The sequence below is a fragment of the Aeromicrobium ginsengisoli genome (assembly GCF_004134905.2).
In the GTDB taxonomy this organism is placed as follows: domain Bacteria; phylum Actinomycetota; class Actinomycetes; order Propionibacteriales; family Nocardioidaceae; genus Aeromicrobium; species Aeromicrobium ginsengisoli.
Map to the genome: position 1 here is coordinate 777,258 of NZ_SDPQ02000001.1, position 14,494 is coordinate 791,751.

12 protein-coding genes are annotated in these 14,494 nt (G+C 64.0%); 8 read left to right on the forward strand and 4 right to left on the reverse strand.

Translation table 11 applies throughout. The features are described from left to right. Positions 1-58: 58 nt before the first annotated feature. The 6 genes from ESP70_RS03875 to ESP70_RS03900 all read left to right on the forward strand — a co-directional run bounded on the left by ESP70_RS03875 (position 59) and on the right by ESP70_RS03900 (position 4,773). On the forward strand, positions 59-760 hold the full coding sequence (locus ESP70_RS03875; protein ID WP_149688014.1) for a phosphatase PAP2 family protein: 702 nt from the start codon (positions 59-61) through the stop codon (positions 758-760). Further along, on the forward strand, positions 757-1,374 hold the full coding sequence (locus tag ESP70_RS03880; protein WP_149688015.1) for a VTT domain-containing protein: 618 nt from the start codon (positions 757-759) through the stop codon (positions 1,372-1,374). Before ESP70_RS03875 ends, ESP70_RS03880 begins: the two co-directional genes overlap by 4 nt. Before the next feature lie 43 nt (positions 1,375-1,417). Beyond that, on the forward strand, positions 1,418-2,215 hold the full coding sequence (locus ESP70_RS03885; protein WP_149688016.1) for a COG4705 family protein: 798 nt from the start codon (positions 1,418-1,420) through the stop codon (positions 2,213-2,215). A gap of 41 nt (positions 2,216-2,256) precedes the next feature. After that, on the forward strand, positions 2,257-3,009 hold the full coding sequence (locus ESP70_RS03890) for an ABC transporter permease (RefSeq protein ID WP_149688017.1): 753 nt from the start codon (positions 2,257-2,259) through the stop codon (positions 3,007-3,009). Positions 3,010-3,118: 109 nt separating this feature from the next. Next, the gene (locus tag ESP70_RS03895; RefSeq protein WP_149688018.1) at positions 3,119-3,988 is read left to right on the forward strand and encodes a ZIP family metal transporter; all 870 of its coding nucleotides are present in this window, start codon (positions 3,119-3,121) and stop codon (positions 3,986-3,988) included. Between the two features lie 317 nt (positions 3,989-4,305). Next, entirely contained in the window at positions 4,306-4,773 is a 468-nt protein-coding gene (locus ESP70_RS03900) for a DUF2231 domain-containing protein (RefSeq protein ID WP_149688019.1), read from the forward strand. A gap of 362 nt (positions 4,774-5,135) precedes the next feature. On the opposite strand, the gene ESP70_RS03905 is transcribed toward ESP70_RS03900, so the two are convergent. The 3 genes from ESP70_RS03905 to ESP70_RS03915 all read right to left on the reverse strand — a co-directional run bounded on the left by ESP70_RS03905 (position 5,136) and on the right by ESP70_RS03915 (position 8,113). Next, positions 5,136-5,546, reverse strand: coding sequence for a hypothetical protein (locus ESP70_RS03905; RefSeq protein ID WP_149688020.1), 411 nt, complete (start codon positions 5,544-5,546; stop codon positions 5,136-5,138). 28 nt (positions 5,547-5,574) lie between these two features. Then, on the reverse strand, positions 5,575-6,675 hold the full coding sequence (locus ESP70_RS03910) for a hypothetical protein (RefSeq protein WP_149688021.1): 1,101 nt from the start codon (positions 6,673-6,675) through the stop codon (positions 5,575-5,577). A gap of 73 nt (positions 6,676-6,748) precedes the next feature. Then, positions 6,749-8,113: an ApeA N-terminal domain 1-containing protein gene (locus ESP70_RS03915; RefSeq protein WP_149688022.1), complete on the reverse strand. Its 1,365-nt coding sequence runs from the start codon at positions 8,111-8,113 to the stop codon at positions 6,749-6,751. 93 nt (positions 8,114-8,206) lie between these two features. Here ESP70_RS03915 and mobF point away from each other — a divergent pair, with 93 nt between their 5' ends. Further along, the gene (gene mobF / locus ESP70_RS03920; RefSeq protein ID WP_188110473.1) at positions 8,207-12,013 is read left to right on the forward strand and encodes a MobF family relaxase; all 3,807 of its coding nucleotides are present in this window, start codon (positions 8,207-8,209) and stop codon (positions 12,011-12,013) included. Positions 12,014-12,212: 199 nt separating this feature from the next. After that, a complete protein-coding gene (locus ESP70_RS03925) occupies positions 12,213-12,896 on the forward strand; it encodes a hypothetical protein (protein WP_149688024.1) in 684 nt (227 codons plus the stop codon). 60 nt (positions 12,897-12,956) lie between these two features. On the opposite strand, the gene ESP70_RS03930 is transcribed toward ESP70_RS03925, so the two are convergent. Beyond that, positions 12,957-14,177: a hypothetical protein gene (locus ESP70_RS03930; RefSeq protein WP_149688025.1), complete on the reverse strand. Its 1,221-nt coding sequence runs from the start codon at positions 14,175-14,177 to the stop codon at positions 12,957-12,959. Positions 14,178-14,494 lie beyond the last annotated feature (317 nt).

Consider the following 14,494-nt stretch of genomic DNA (forward strand, 5'->3'; position numbering starts at 1 on the left):
CTGCCCCGCCCAGACCGCCCCCGATGGTTTGGGCGGGGCCCTCCACTTGAGGCTCCACATGCACGCACCGGCTCGACTCACAGCCCTGACCACCACGCTGGTCGGAGGTTCGATTACCGGCGTGTTCCTCCTCGCCGACTCCGCCCGCGAACACGACGGACTCTCGGCAGCCGTTGATCCGCACGTTGCGGCAGACGCAGTCAACGCGAGATCCGCTCCCCTGACGGCCGCCGCCAAGCTGCTGACGCTAGTCGGCAGCGAAGCGGTCGTCGGCGCGTTGGCGTTGCTGCTGATCATCGCCCTGCTCGAACGGCGCGGACCCTTCTTCGCCATGTCCGCCGCAGCCGCCATGGGCGTGTCCGCATCCCTCACGCTCGGGGTCAAGCAACTCGTGGCACGACACCGTCCCGGCTCAGGAATCAGGCTCGGAGCTGTCGATCGCACGTACTCCTTCCCGTCCGGGCACACCCTCAACTCCGCGGTGTTCCTAGGACTGGTGGTCATCTTGCTGGTACCCCTGCTGCACAGGCGCCGCCAGCGCATCGCAGTCACCTGCTGTCTAGCGTTGCTCGCGGTCGGGATCGGGCTCAGCCGTGTCTACCTCGGCTATCACTGGGCCAGTGACGTCATCGCATCCTGGCTCCTGGCCGCCGCGATATTGGCTCTTGTCGGGCTCGTGAGCGCCATCTGGGTGCGCACGCCGGGCCGCACCGATCGATCAGGCGCCGATCAGGTTCCCGCACCTAACGTGACGCCATGATCGCCATCCTGACGCCGCTGCTGTACTCCCTCGGCCCTGCCGCGTTGCTGCTGATCATGGCAGTAGTGTTCGCCGAGAGTGGACTGCTCGTCGGGTTCTTCCTGCCGGGCGACTCGCTGCTGTTCCTCGCGGGCGCCCTCGTCGCATCGCACGTCATTTCGCTGCCGGTCTGGCTGCTCGGTCTCGGTGTCTTCGCGGCCGCTGTGCTCGGTGACCAGGTCGGCTACTCGATCGGGCGGCGACTCGGGCCGCGGCTGTTCTCGCGGCCGGACTCGCGACTGTTCTCCCAGGCCAACGCAGACCGCGCCAGCCAGTTCTTCGACCACCACGGCTCGGGCGCGGTGATTCTGGCGCGATTCGTCCCCGTCATTCGGACATGCGTACCGGCTGTCGCGGGAGTCGCGCACATGCCCCGCCGCCGCTTCAGCATCTACAACCTGGTGGGCGGCGCCGCGTGGTCGGTCTCGATCGTGACGGTCGGCTACCTCTTCGGCGGCATCACCTTCGTCGCCGCCCACATCGAGCTCATCACCATCGGGCTCGCCGCACTGTCAGTCGTACCGGCAACCGTCGCGTACGCGCGCAACCGTCGCGGGCGTCCCGTGCGTGCCTGATGGTCAGGTTGCGATCAGGCGCAGCCAACTAGCGTCCTGTCACGTGCCCACACGAACCTTCCGCGCGACCAAGGTCCCCGAGGTCTTCCTCCTCTTTTGGATCATCAAGCTGCTGACGACCGGTATGGGTGAAGCCGGATCCGACTTCCTGGGGTCTGTCAGCATCCCGTTGGCCGCCCTGATCGGGATCGGTGGGTTCTTCGTGGTCCTGTGGCTGCAGCTGCGAGCCGACCGCTACCACCCGGTCCGTTACTGGACCACGGTCTTGAGCGTCGCACTGTTCGGCACGATGATCGCCGACGGACCGCATGTCGCGCTGGGCACGCCGTACGCGGTGGACTCCGCGATCTATTTCGTCCTGCTGTGCGGACTCCTGGCGTGGTGGAAAGCCAGCGAGGGCACGCTCTCGGTGCACTCGATCACCACCAATCGGCGCGAGCGATTCTACTGGGGCGCCGTCCTGCTCACCTTCGGCCTCGGCACGGCGGTCGGCGACGCGACAGCGATCGAGATGGGTCTCGGGTTCGCCTGGTCGATCCTCCTGTTCGGAATCCTCATCCTGGTCCCACTCGCGCTGTGGCGAGTCGGGCTCGACGCCACCATTGCGTTCTGGGCGGCCTACGTGCTGACTCGCCCCCTTGGGGCGTCGGTCGCCGACTGGCTCGGCAAGTCGCACTCCGCAGGTGGACTGGGCTGGGGCGACGGGACCATCACCGGGTTGGCACTGCTGATCTTCGCCGCCTTGGTCACGTATGTCGCTGTCACCCACAGCGACACCGAGGGTGCCCACGGATCCGTTCGGGACGCCGAACTTCCAGAGGACGAGCTCGACGCGGTCTAAGGAAAGTCGTCCGGCGTGGCAGCAGCCGGGAGACTATCTCCATGAGTGGGGTTGACGCAGTGCAGTCGGGGATAGCCGTCCTGGTCTTGCTCGGAATCACGATCACCACGTCGAGCTTGGCGCGGGTACGCATTCGAGCCGACGTATTGATCGCGCTTGCACGCGGAGCCGTTCAAATGGTGGCGATTGCGCTGGTCATCGGTTGGGTCTTTCGACACCCTGAAGGCGTCGCCGTCTATCTCGGCGTGATGCTGGTCGCCGCATCGATCACCTCAGCCAGACGGATCCAGTGCGGCATGGCACTGGCGCCGCTGCTCGGGCTGGCAATCGGCGCTGGCACTACTTGCGCAGTGATCCCCGTCCTCGCCAGCGGGGCCCTGCAGATGCAGTCCGAGACCATCGTGCCTTTCACCGCCCAGATCATCGGCGGATCCATGACCGCCGCGTCGCTCACCGGCGTGAGGCTGCGCGACGACGTGGCCCGCGACTGGGGACAGATTGAAGCGTGGCTCTCCCTCGGCGCGACACCCCGCCAAGCCGTGGCCGACTTCGGACGCATCGCTGCCGGCAGGGCACTGATACCAGCGATTGACCAAACTCGAAGCGCGGGCCTGGTCACACTTCCCGGAGCCTTCGTCGGCCTCTTGCTGGGCGGCGCATCTCCAGGCGAAGCAGCCGAGGTCCAGCTGCTCGTCCTCGCTGGGCTGCTTGCTGCCGAGACCGTAGCGGCCGTCCTGACCGCGCGATCCCTGGCCACATGGCTGGGCACCACCCGACCAGTCACCATCAACTGATCCTCGGGCGCGAGCTCTACGACTTCGAACAACCTCTGCCGCCTTGACGGATTTGCTCTGGCGTCATGCATAGGTGAGGCTTACCTGCGCACACGTCCAGGAGGAACGCATGACCCTGTCCACCACCTTGCTGCTCGGCCTGATCGCGGGCGGCGCGATCGTCATCGGCCTCCCCATCGGCAGGCTCAAGCGCCCCGCCCCGCAGCTGCGCATCACACTGAGCGCATCGGCCGTGGGTGTCCTCCTGTTCCTCTTCTGGGACGTCATGTCAGCAGCCTGGGAACCCATCGACAGCGCCCTCGCCGCGGTGCACGAGGGCGACGGGAGCGCCGGCCCGATCGTGGGCTACGGAGCGTTGTTCGTCGCCGGGCTCTCCCTCGGACTGCTCGGCCTGGTCGCCTTCGACCGCCACGCCAGCCGGTCGTCGCTCGGAGATCAGCGCAGCCAGGCTCCCTCCACATTCCAAGAAGGTGACACCAAGACGGCAACGGGCGTGCGGTGGTCAACGGCCAAACAACTGTCGCTGATGATCGCGGTAGGAATCGGACTGCACAACTTCGCAGAGGGCCTCGCGATCGGCCAGGCCGCCGCCAGCGACGAGATCGCTCTTGCCACGGTGCTGGTCATCGGGTTCGCCCTCCACAACGCCACCGAAGGATTCGGCATCGTCGCACCCCTCGCGGGCGACCTCAGCGAGGACGGCCAGACGCAGATGCCCAGCTGGCGTTTCCTCTTGACGATGGCTGCTATCGGCGGCGGCCCCACATTCGTCGGCGCCGGCATCGGGCACAGCTTCACCTCCGAGCCGGTCAGCGTCGCATTCCTCACCTTGGCCGCAGGCTCGATCGTCTACGTCATCGCCCAGCTGCTCGGCGTCGTCGCCAAGGCCAAACGCTCCGACCTGGTCGCGCTCGGCCTGCTGATGGGTATCCTCGCCGGCTTTATCACCGACGGCATCGTGATCGCCGGAGGAGTCTGAGGAGCCATCCGGTCCCTGACCGGTTCACCGATCAGGTTGCGTGCAGGTCACGGCCTGCATCGTGGAACGATGAACGCCAGCGGGCGACGACTCCGAAACACTGGCGGCCGACGCGGTCGCGCGAGCCGGCGGGTGCGTCGCGACCTGCTTCTCAGTGCCGCACTGCTGTGCGTCCTGATCTGCGTCCAGTTGCTCCGCTTGTGGAGTTGATTGCAGTTGCCCCAGACAAGCAAAGGCCGGTCAGGTTCCAATCAGGAATCAGGCCGTAGATTCCTTCGCATGCCATTGAACATCTCCCCCGTCCCCGAGTATGTCTGATGCCGAACGACTTCCACGGGCTGCCCTTGCATCCCCTGATCGTCCATGCGACGGTCGTCATCGTTCCTCTTGCAGCGTTGACCGTGCTCCTGGCCGCTCTGTGGCCACGATTCCGAGCATGGGCGGGCCCACTGCCGACTGGTCTCAGCCTCGTCGGACTGGCGTTGGTGCCCCTCTCCACCTCGACCGGAGAGACCCTCGAACGACACGTGGCCCATTCAGCGCTTCTCGAGCGACACACCCACCTTGCGGACGGACTGCTGCCATGGATGATCGGCTTGGCCGTAGTGGCTTCCATCAGCTTTGCAGTCCAGCGACTTGGACGAGCCAAGTCCGTGCACCGTTCGATCCCGATCGTGCTCGCGGTTTTGACCCTCATCGTCGTCGTAGGCGCCACAGTCCAGGTGGTCCGGATTGGCGAGAGCGGCGCCAAGGCCGCGTGGGCCGACACCAACATGTCCTCGTGAGGCGAAAACCCCTGAGCAATGGCGCACATCGAAGCTCAGGAGGCCACTCGACCCAGACTCCGCCCGGAAGCGCTCCGTGAACCAACGGCAGCACGCCGACGTAGCCGGGCCGGTGGCAAATCTGGCTGCTACATCAGTGAGACTCGTGGGTAGACCTACTGGAAATCATCTTCGAACCCGTTCAAGCCTCTCATCGAGTCGCTCTTACCGAGTATCTGCACCCCAGCCACGATGAGATCGAACGCCGGGTGTTGGGCCTTGTCGACGGCCTCAAGGTGTCCTGACAGGCTTCGCGTTCTGAACAGCAAGACCAGCGCGAATGCGTTCGGCAACTGCGACGCGCTCGCGTCGCAGTTGCACCCTCATGCGATCGGTAAGAACCGCTCCAGAAACGCGGCCGCGAGCTTCCGCCAACCATCTGCGGGGATGTCTCCGTCAATGGAATCTGCGGCCTGCTCGGCATCGACCTGCCCCTCGGACCAGACGCCACGCGGGTAGATGACCCACTCACCACCATCGTTCTGCCAGTACAGGTTGAAGCTGCGCTTGCGTTCGTCGACACGGGTCATCGCCCAGATCCCATCAAGCCCCTTGGACAGGTCGGTGGTCACCTGCGGAAAGCGCGCCTTGTACTCCCACCCACGCCAAGCTCCGGTGAACGAGAGGTCAATTCGGACCTTGTCGTACGGGAGCGCGCCCTGATCACACATGAGGAGCCCGAGCGCCACTCCGTCGGACACAGCGTTACGCTGCCTGGTCGCGGAGAGGCTCATGTTCGGCACGCTAGCTGCTGCAGGCTCATCAGGCGCCACGACCGATGGCACGCCAAGATTGCTGGGACAACAGGCGGATCACTTTCTCGGGCTCGGTGACAAGCGCGGCCATCTGACTGACGCGCTCCGAGAAGCGATCTGGCTCGACGCACCCGACGGCACCTCGCCAGCTCCGAAGGCCCTGCTGGAAGTCGACAACCACCATCGGTGAGATATCAGGCATGTAGAGGCGCGCGAGTTCATCTTCAAAGGCGGTCCACTTCTCGTAGACCTCCATTTGACGATCGGCGGCAACTCGGCCAAGGCCGTCAGGATCGGGACGCAGCCCGAACTTCATGAGCCTGCGCTCATACACGGATACGTCGCGCAGCATCGCTGATGCCTGGTCAGATTCACGCTGAGCGACAACTACGTCGGATGCACCGACCGGATCGGTACCCGGGACTTCATCAGCAAGCTGTGCGACTGGAACGGCGATTTGCTGCACGCTCGCCAGCGCGTCTGGCTGCACGGCGACGGAGAGGGTGCCCTCGGCCTCATGCGCGTTGAGATAGCGGACCACATCGACACCCGATGCTTCGAGCTCAGGAACAGTCAGTTGCGCCGCCTCATCAAGGTTCTCGTCGCGATAACCCTCCTCAATTCGCAGTCCCGGTCGAAGCTTGACCCGGTAGAGATGGAACTGTGCACCACCGTCGGCTTGATCGCGCATCCGTCTGAACATGTTCTCTACCGCGGCCTCGTATGTGCCGAGATGGAAGGCCTGGGTCGTGACCTTCTCGAGGGCACGCTCGACGCTGAACCCGAGTCGCCCCGCTGACTCCTTCAACTTCAGCTTCGTCTGATTGGCATAGTCCGGCGACGGCCAGTTGGGCCAGGTGCTGGTGTGGTACCAGGCAAACCGCGAGACCATCTCGTCGTCAAGGGCCAAATCATGCTCATCTCGGATCGCGATGACGGCGCGACCGAAATGAATACCTGCACCACAATGCTCGCAGTCGAGATGGGCCTCATTGATCTCATCCGCGTAGTCCCGCGCAGACAGCAACGACGACCGTCCACACTCGCACCTCATCCGGTAGCCATAGTTGAAGCCGTCCCGGCGTTCAACGAGCTGATCCTGAGGCACTCCGCCATGCTAGGCGGGCGGACTGACACGTCTCGCGAGACAACCACATCGTCGATGGATCCAATTACCGGGCCTAGAGACGCTCGTACGGTCGGCGCATCGCATCGAACCGGAGGTTGCCTTCGATCACCGATGGTGTCGCGCCGAGCCGTCCCGCGACCCACACTCTGAAGACAAGACGCGCTTCTCGCAGGAGGTTCAACATTTCGAGCGAGTCTGGATCGTCATGATCCGGGTGCTTGACTCGCCTGTAGGCATCTGCGAGCCGCAGAACCCAGTCGTCCAAATCGAAACCGATGTCTGAGCGAATCTGACCAGTCACCCGTCGCAAATGTTCCCGGATGCGCTGCCCGGGGTTCTCACCCGCCTCAACTCCGATGTGATGCCCAATGTGCTCAAGAGCTGCCGCAGCCTCCGACAGCGTTGTCTCCAACGCCCCGCCTGGGCGACCGACAGTATGCAGCATCGCTGCGACTCCACGTCCGAAGCGATCTCGCAATGCAAACCATCGCCCGACTCCCACCGCTCCGATCTCCTCGAACGTGAACAGGAATCGGCTCCGAGACACCTCGGTGGGTCGCTCGAGGGCATAGGTGAAGACGGGTGCCCACCGCGGCCCAATCGCGTCTCCTGACATAACAGTCTCGGGATCGTTCTTCTGCTGCACCTCAACGTCCGTGAATCCGTAGCGCTGCCAACCAGCAACCACCAGCAACTGACGAAGTGCGTTGTGAACATCGAGGTGCTGATCCCACGTCCGAGCTGAAGACGCTTCCGTCCGCAAGTGCACGCGATCACTGATCTTGCTGCCTCCAGGATGCGGAGATATCGAGAAGGAGTACCAATTCTCAATCGACGCGTTCAGCCGCCTTCCAACCTTGACTGACGGCTTCGCCTCGAGCGTGATGACGTCCCTGTGGTTCTCAACCGCGTCCTTTTGTCGCTCGTGCGAGACCGCTCCGAGTGGAATCCACTCATCGAGGCCCTGAAGATGCGTCCGCATGCCGTTGATACGTGAATACGCTCGTCCCTGCTGGCCACATGCCACCGCAAATCGAAAGCTCGTTGAGCCTTGGTCAACCCGCGACGAAGATCCCAGCGTGGAACCAGACCTGCGCGGTTCGACCAGACACACATGACCCAAGTGATCGGCGAACCACACGACCTCCGGTACTCGATACTCGTGGCGCGTGTAATCCGGATCGTCTCCCCAAGTAACAGTCCGACCGAGGAACCGTCGTCGTAGAACCTCCGAATCAAAGTAGGACACCACCAAACGCACTTCCGCGCCTGTGTCGTGCAACATGGCCGGGTAGTCATCGACACCGCGGTCCCAGCAGAACCCGACTCGCGGATCGTTCGCCTGCAAATCATTCGCCATGTAGCTGATGATCCACGCCACCGCCGACGTATTGCGGCGCGAATGATCCCCAGTCACGAATTTGAAGGATCGAACATCGACACACCTCTTTCATCGAGGGTGCCCGAAGTGGCCACTCGCGCTGATTTCTCGGCCTTGGGGAACGTGACCATGACCTTGCACAAGCTCTCGGCTGGATCGGGGTATGAGTATTTGACCCGTCAGGTCGCCGCGATGGATTCGACCGAGAAGGGTCACGCCGCGCTGGCCGACTACTACTCGGCGAAGGGTGAGTCGCCAGGCGTCTGGATGGGCTCAGGGCTGGCAGGGATCGCTGGCATCGAGACCGGCGACACCGTGACAGCCGAGCAGATGCTTCAGCTGTTTGGCCACGGGCTCGACCCAGTCTCGGGCGAGCGGTTGGGCAGGCCGTACCGGCTGTACGACAACCGTCTCAGCGATGACTTTCGGGCGGAGGTAGGACTTCGCACCCGCGCCCTGACTGCCGGGAACGAACTCACTCACCCGGCTGCGCCAGCCGATATCCGTGCCCGCGCGCGCACGGAGGTCGCCCGGGAATTCTTCGTCGAGGAGCACGGCCGTGCACCCGCGAACCCTCGCGAGCTGGACGCCGCTCTGAAGCGATACTCGCGCCCGCCACGCGCTGCGGTCGCCGGTTTCGACCTGACGTTCTCCCCCGTCAAATCAGTCTCCACGTTGTGGGCGATCGCCCCGCCGGAGGTATCGGCGGTGATCGAGCAAGCTCATCATGCTGCGGTGTCCGACGCGTTGAGGTTCGTGGAGCGTGAGGCGTTGTTCACTCGCGAAGGGTTGAACGGGGCTCGGCAGGTCGAGACGCGTGGGTTGCTAGCGGCAGCATTCACCCACCGCGATTCACGAGCTGGTGACCCTGACCTCCACACACATGTCGCGGTCGCGAACAAGGTCCAGGCGACAGGCGGCAAGTGGCTCGCCATCTACGGACGTGTGCTCTACGAGTCGGCCGTGGCCGCGTCGGAGACGTACAACACCGCGCTGGAGCGTCACCTGTCCGAGAAACTTGGCGTCCGCTTCGCGGAGCGGCCCGACGCCCCACGAGGAAAGCGCCCGGTGCGCGAGATCGTGGGCGTCAACCCGACGCTGAACCAGGAATGGTCGAAGCGTCGCCGCGACATCGACAGGCGCCAAGGCGATCTCACTGCCGACTTTCAGCAGACACATGGGCGTCCCCCGACCCCAGTAGAGGCGATCGGCCTGGCGCAGCAGGCGAACCTCGAGACGCGGGACGCGAAGCATGAGCCGCGATCGTTGGCCGAACAACGTTCTGTCTGGCACGACGAGGCGGTGAGCAAGCTCGGATCGCAGAACGCTGTCGACAACATGGTGGCCGAAGCCCTGCACCCGGTCGCCGCTCAGCGCCAAGCGGTGTCAGCGACCTGGGTTTCGGCCACCGCGCAACGTGTAGTCGCCGAGTTGGAAGCACACCGGGCGACATGGAAGACGAACCATGTGCGCGCAGAAGTTCAGCGTCAAGTGCGCGACATCGAATTCGACTCCGGCCACCTCGATGCAACTGTCGACCGGGTGATCGACCACGTCCTTGAGCGGTTGTCGGTCAATCTGACTCCCGACCTCGACACGATCAACGACCCCGAGAAGCTGCGACGCAGCGATAACTCAGGTGTCTATCGGCACAGCGGCCGCGATCTGTTCACCAGCCCGAGGATCCTCGACGCAGAGCAACAGATCACCGCAGCGGCAGGCCGCAGCGACGGGCGCGTCGTCCCAGTTGAAACCGTCGAGATCACGCTGCTGGAGGGTGCCGCGAACACCGTCACCCTCAACCAGGGGCAGGCCCGATTGGTCCGGGAAATGGCCACCAGCGGACGGCGTGTGCACCTCGGCATTGCAGCGGCCGGGTCAGGCAAAACCACCGCAATGCGAATCCTGGCGCGGGCATGGAACGAAGCCGGAGGACAAGTCGTGGGGTTGGCTCCGTCCGCTGCCGCAGCGTCCGCTCTGCAGATCGAGACCGGGATCAACTCGGACACCCTCGCCAAACTCGTGCACGACCTCGACACCGGAAACCCATCTCCACCGCTGTCGATCGGTCCGGACACGCTCGCCATCATCGACGAAGCGGGCATGGCCGACACACTGACCTTGGCTCGGGTCATCGACCATGCCATCGAGAACGGGGCGTCAGTGCGGCTCGTTGGCGACGATCAACAGCTCTCAGCCATCGGCGCCGGCGGTGTGCTGCGCGACATCGCCGCCAGCCACGGCGCGGCTCGGCTTGGCGAGCTGATGCGGTTCTCCGACCCCGCCGAGGCCGTCGCCTCTCTGGCATTGCGCGACGGTGACGCCTCGGCTCTCGGGTTCTACTTCGACCATGACCGCGTTCACATCGGCAGCACCACTACCGACGCGGTGTTCGATGCGTGGTCGCACGACCGCGCAGACGGGCTGGATTCACTGATGCTGGCGCCTACGCGCGACCTTGTGACCGAGCTGAATCAACGAGCCCGAGACGCGCGACTCGCCAACACAAAGCCCCACGCCGAGGTCCAACTGTCCGATGGGAACAGCGCGTCGGTCGGCGACACGATTCGCACTCGGCGCAACGACCGAACCCTCGCGGTCAGTCCTACCGACTGGGTGAAGAACGGCGACCGGTGGACCGTCACCGACGTCCTCGGCGGATCGCTCACGGCCCGCCACGCCACTTCCGGCCTGCACGTTAACCTTCCTGTGTCGTACGTTAGCCAGCACGTTGAGCTCGGGTACGCATCTACTGTCCACAGCGCCCAGGGCCTCACGGCTGACACCATGCACGGTGTTGTCACCGGCACGGAATCCCGCGAGACGCTCTACACGATGGTGACCAGAGGACGTCACGCCAACCACGTACACCTCGCGATGGGCGGAGACGGCGACCTTCACCATTTGCTCCACCTGGACAGTCGCGAGCCGGCGACCGCGACCGAAATCCTGGAGGCGATCCTGGCCCGGACCGGGGCCGCTGTCTCCGCCACGACCACGGCTCGCGAAGCGACGTCACCGTCGGCGCAGCTCCACGATGCCACCACCAGGTACGCCGATGCACTCGTCGCCGCCGCCGAAGACATGCTTGGCCTAGATCGCGTTCTCGATATCGCAGAACAAGCGGAACAACTGCTGCCCGGACTCACCGGCTCGACTGGATGGCCGACCCTGTCGGCGCAGCTCCTCATGATTGAGTCCAACGGACTGAGTGCTCACGATCTCCTCGAGACTGCCTTCACGTACCGCCCGCTTGACGATGCTGACGACGCTGCACTCGTGCTCGGCTGGCGGCTCCATACCCTCGCTCCAACAGACGGCGGGCCGCTGCCGTGGCTACCCGCCACACCTGCAAACCTCACTGACGACCCGACCTGGGGCACCTACTTGGCCGAACGCGCGGAGCAGGTCAGCACCCTCACCGACGACCTCCGGAGATCCACGGATCAGCGACCGCACGAGTGGTTGCCGCCTAACTCCACTCTCCCCGCCAGCCTTACGAGCGACATAGAAGTGTGGCGCGCCGCCCACGGCATACCCGAAAGCGACCGAAGGCCGACCGGCTCACCGAAGGCGGACTTCGCGGCCCGCGAACATCAACAACGTCTCGATCAACGCCTCAATCATCACCTCGACAAGCAAGGCGCGGCGTGGATCCGGCCAATCACTGAGCTCGTCGGACACCGCGACACCCACACGCCCGTCCTTGCCGAACGGCTCGCCCGACTGGTCCAGCAAGGCCACGACGCACACCGCCTCCTCGAGACAGCAGGAAGCCAGGGACCGCTACCCGATGACCACGCGACATCGGCCCTCGACTCCCGGATCACCCGACTCCTCGCGGACGAAAACCGCGTCTCCAGCCGCATCCGCCAACAGAACATTGCCCTGCCACGGCGATCATTCGATCCACCCCGAGGAGGGCCCAGCATTTGAGTGACTGCAGGTCGCTTTCGCAAGAGGTTGGCGGCCCACGAGGACTGGTATCCGAGCGTCCGTGGCATTGAGTCACACAATTGTCTGATTGGTGCGTGAGTATGACCTCATGACAGGCGACCGCGCACGTTGCGCCTTCTGCTTCGCTGAGAGCTCTGCGTTTCCAGCGCTGACACGGGAGCACCTGATGAGCCGTCCTGTGGCTGACGCATTCGGTATCGACAGGACTGCCGCTCTCGCGCGTGTGGACAGCGGACAGGTTGGCAGCATCCGTTGGACAACTGTCAACGGTATCGGACGACGGTTCGTCTGCGCCCCGTGCAACAACGGATGGATGAACGCTCTCGAACACGAAATGGCGACAGCAAGCCTGTGGACTTCTAGTAGCGACGAGCCACTGGGCGAGCATCGGGCGCAGGTAGTTCGAAACTGGGCATTCAAGACCCACCTGATCCTCTGCTACGTCGAGGGTAACGCGGGCAAATTCGCAGATCCGGACGTTGACGATGCGGTTGTCCCGCCCCTCAGTTTGGCGCGAGCGATATACGAGAAGCGGTACGACGACCTCGCGGAGCTGGCTGTCGGATTGGCTATCAACGGCGCGTCTACAGACTTCGCGTACGAGTTCGGTACACCCGGTGTTATGACTGTCGGGGGCGTCGAGCGTAAGAACGGCATCACGGCGCCTGCCTCGATTATTTCGATCGGCCGACTTCAGATGTGGGTTGTCACACCGCTCCCTATCGGGTTCAACCTGTTCGTCGCCGACGGCGTGAAGGCGTGCGAGGCGTCAGTGACCGTGAATGAGCTTCCGCCACTGGACGCAGTCGGAAACCTGAGGCAGATTCGCGTGGACTACGAGGACGAATGGCCGTCTCCATAGGTTGATGCGCCCGATAGATCAGTCGACCAGAAGACGGATCACGCGTGCCATCCATTGCCGTCAGCCCTCGCCGCGTTCCGTGGCCGTCTGCGCCCCCGACTCCAGCAGCGCTTCCACCATGCCGTGCAGGGTGGTGAATACCGTCTGCGGTTTCCCTCGAGTCCGCTGCAATTGTGCCAACTGCGTACCTGTATGCGCCTCGGCCGCGACGAAGTCCGCGTACCCGGCCGCGCAGGACAAGAAGAGCATGTCCACCAGATCGTTCGGCTTCCACACAGTCGTCCCGTTGAGGTAGCGCTGCGTGAACAGGCCGGATAGGTAACCGACCATCGGCATGCTGGCCAGGCTAGAAACCAACTGTCGGTCGTTCAGGTGCGGGAGGGGCTGATCCGTTTTCAAGTCGTGGTGCCCATTGAAGAAGGGCTGGAAGTCGGCCTCCCAGAACCGACGCAGCGCTAGCCGGCGCTTGGATGCTGTGCCGGATAGCGCTGTCACCTCAGCCGTGACCGCTACTTGGCGGTCCAACCAGACCGTCGGGTTACCCCGTTCCGAGGTCTCAGGATGAAGCAGCATGTCCGCGATCGTTGCTGCGCTGCTCATCACGTACTCAAACAGCTCTTGGCTATCGGGCTCGAAGTCGGCAGCACGCTTCCCCTCAGACATGAGGGCGTTCGGTTCCAGCGTGATGACGGGCGGAGACCCCGGTCGGTCCTCCCCCAGCACGTCAGCGAACATCTCCGCTGCTTCGTGCCGCCACACACTCATCGGGTGCCGCAGTTGCCAGCCGCCGGTGAGTGACGCCATGGCCACGCCAAGGTCGTATCGCTTGTCGCCGTATAGTCCCGCCGTTTCCAGCATGTGGCCGGACGACAGCGGCAGCACGATCCCGCCATCGGTTGCCAACCGAATCAGTTCGCAAGCAGCGGCCAGCTCGTCCCGGTTCTTGACCCGCTCGGGCGCGACGCGTGCGAGCGCCACGGTGCTCCAATGATTCTGGTCCAGATAGACGGTCGCACGCCCATGCAGCGGGTCCTCCTGGAACGGGCTGTATGCCTCGGCGACGATCGCATGTTCACGTGTCGTGATGCTGATGTTCCGCCAGCGCTCCCAGTCGAAGATCATCATCGCTACTTCGGAGGTCCGTAGCGCCTCGTCGAGATTCATCGGCTCGGTGTGCGTCTCTCCGTTTTGAAGAACCACCCGGAACTGCTGGCTGCGACGGTCGACCATCCACAACTTGAAGACATCGGCCGAGAAGACGTAGGGCGCGTCGTCAGTCACTATCCCAGTGTGGACCGCCGGGAGGTGCGCAGGCGCCCAAACTACCGCCTCTTGGGATCAGATGCCGGTGACGATGCCGCCAAGTCAGCGGCCAGCATCCTATTGGAGGACCACGTCGCCCAGCTATCGACTAGGGCCACAATGACCGACCCGACCACTGAGTGGCCTAGGACCTACATGGCGAACGGCATCGGACCTGTGTCATCGTCAACGTCCTCGAATAGCACGCACGAGTCGGATGACGTCGCGCCTCTGACGCGGCTTCAAACGGACGAACCAACGCAGCGCGACGGTCATCAGGACCAACGTCATTGCGG

Coding starts and splice junctions, on each gene's coding strand:
- ESP70_RS03875 (WP_149688014.1), top strand. CDS start 59: ATGCACGCACCGGCTCGACTCACAGCCCTGACCACCACGCTGGTCGGA.
- ESP70_RS03895 (WP_149688018.1), top strand. CDS start 3,119: ATGACCCTGTCCACCACCTTGCTGCTCGGCCTGATCGCGGGCGGCGCG.
- ESP70_RS03905 (WP_149688020.1), bottom strand. CDS start 5,546: ATGAGCCTCTCCGCGACCAGGCAGCGTAACGCTGTGTCCGACGGAGTG.
- mobF (WP_188110473.1), top strand. CDS start 8,207: ATGACCTTGCACAAGCTCTCGGCTGGATCGGGGTATGAGTATTTGACC.
- ESP70_RS03900 (WP_149688019.1), top strand. CDS start 4,306: ATGCCGAACGACTTCCACGGGCTGCCCTTGCATCCCCTGATCGTCCAT.
- ESP70_RS03880 (WP_149688015.1), top strand. CDS start 757: ATGATCGCCATCCTGACGCCGCTGCTGTACTCCCTCGGCCCTGCCGCG.
- ESP70_RS03890 (WP_149688017.1), top strand. CDS start 2,257: ATGAGTGGGGTTGACGCAGTGCAGTCGGGGATAGCCGTCCTGGTCTTG.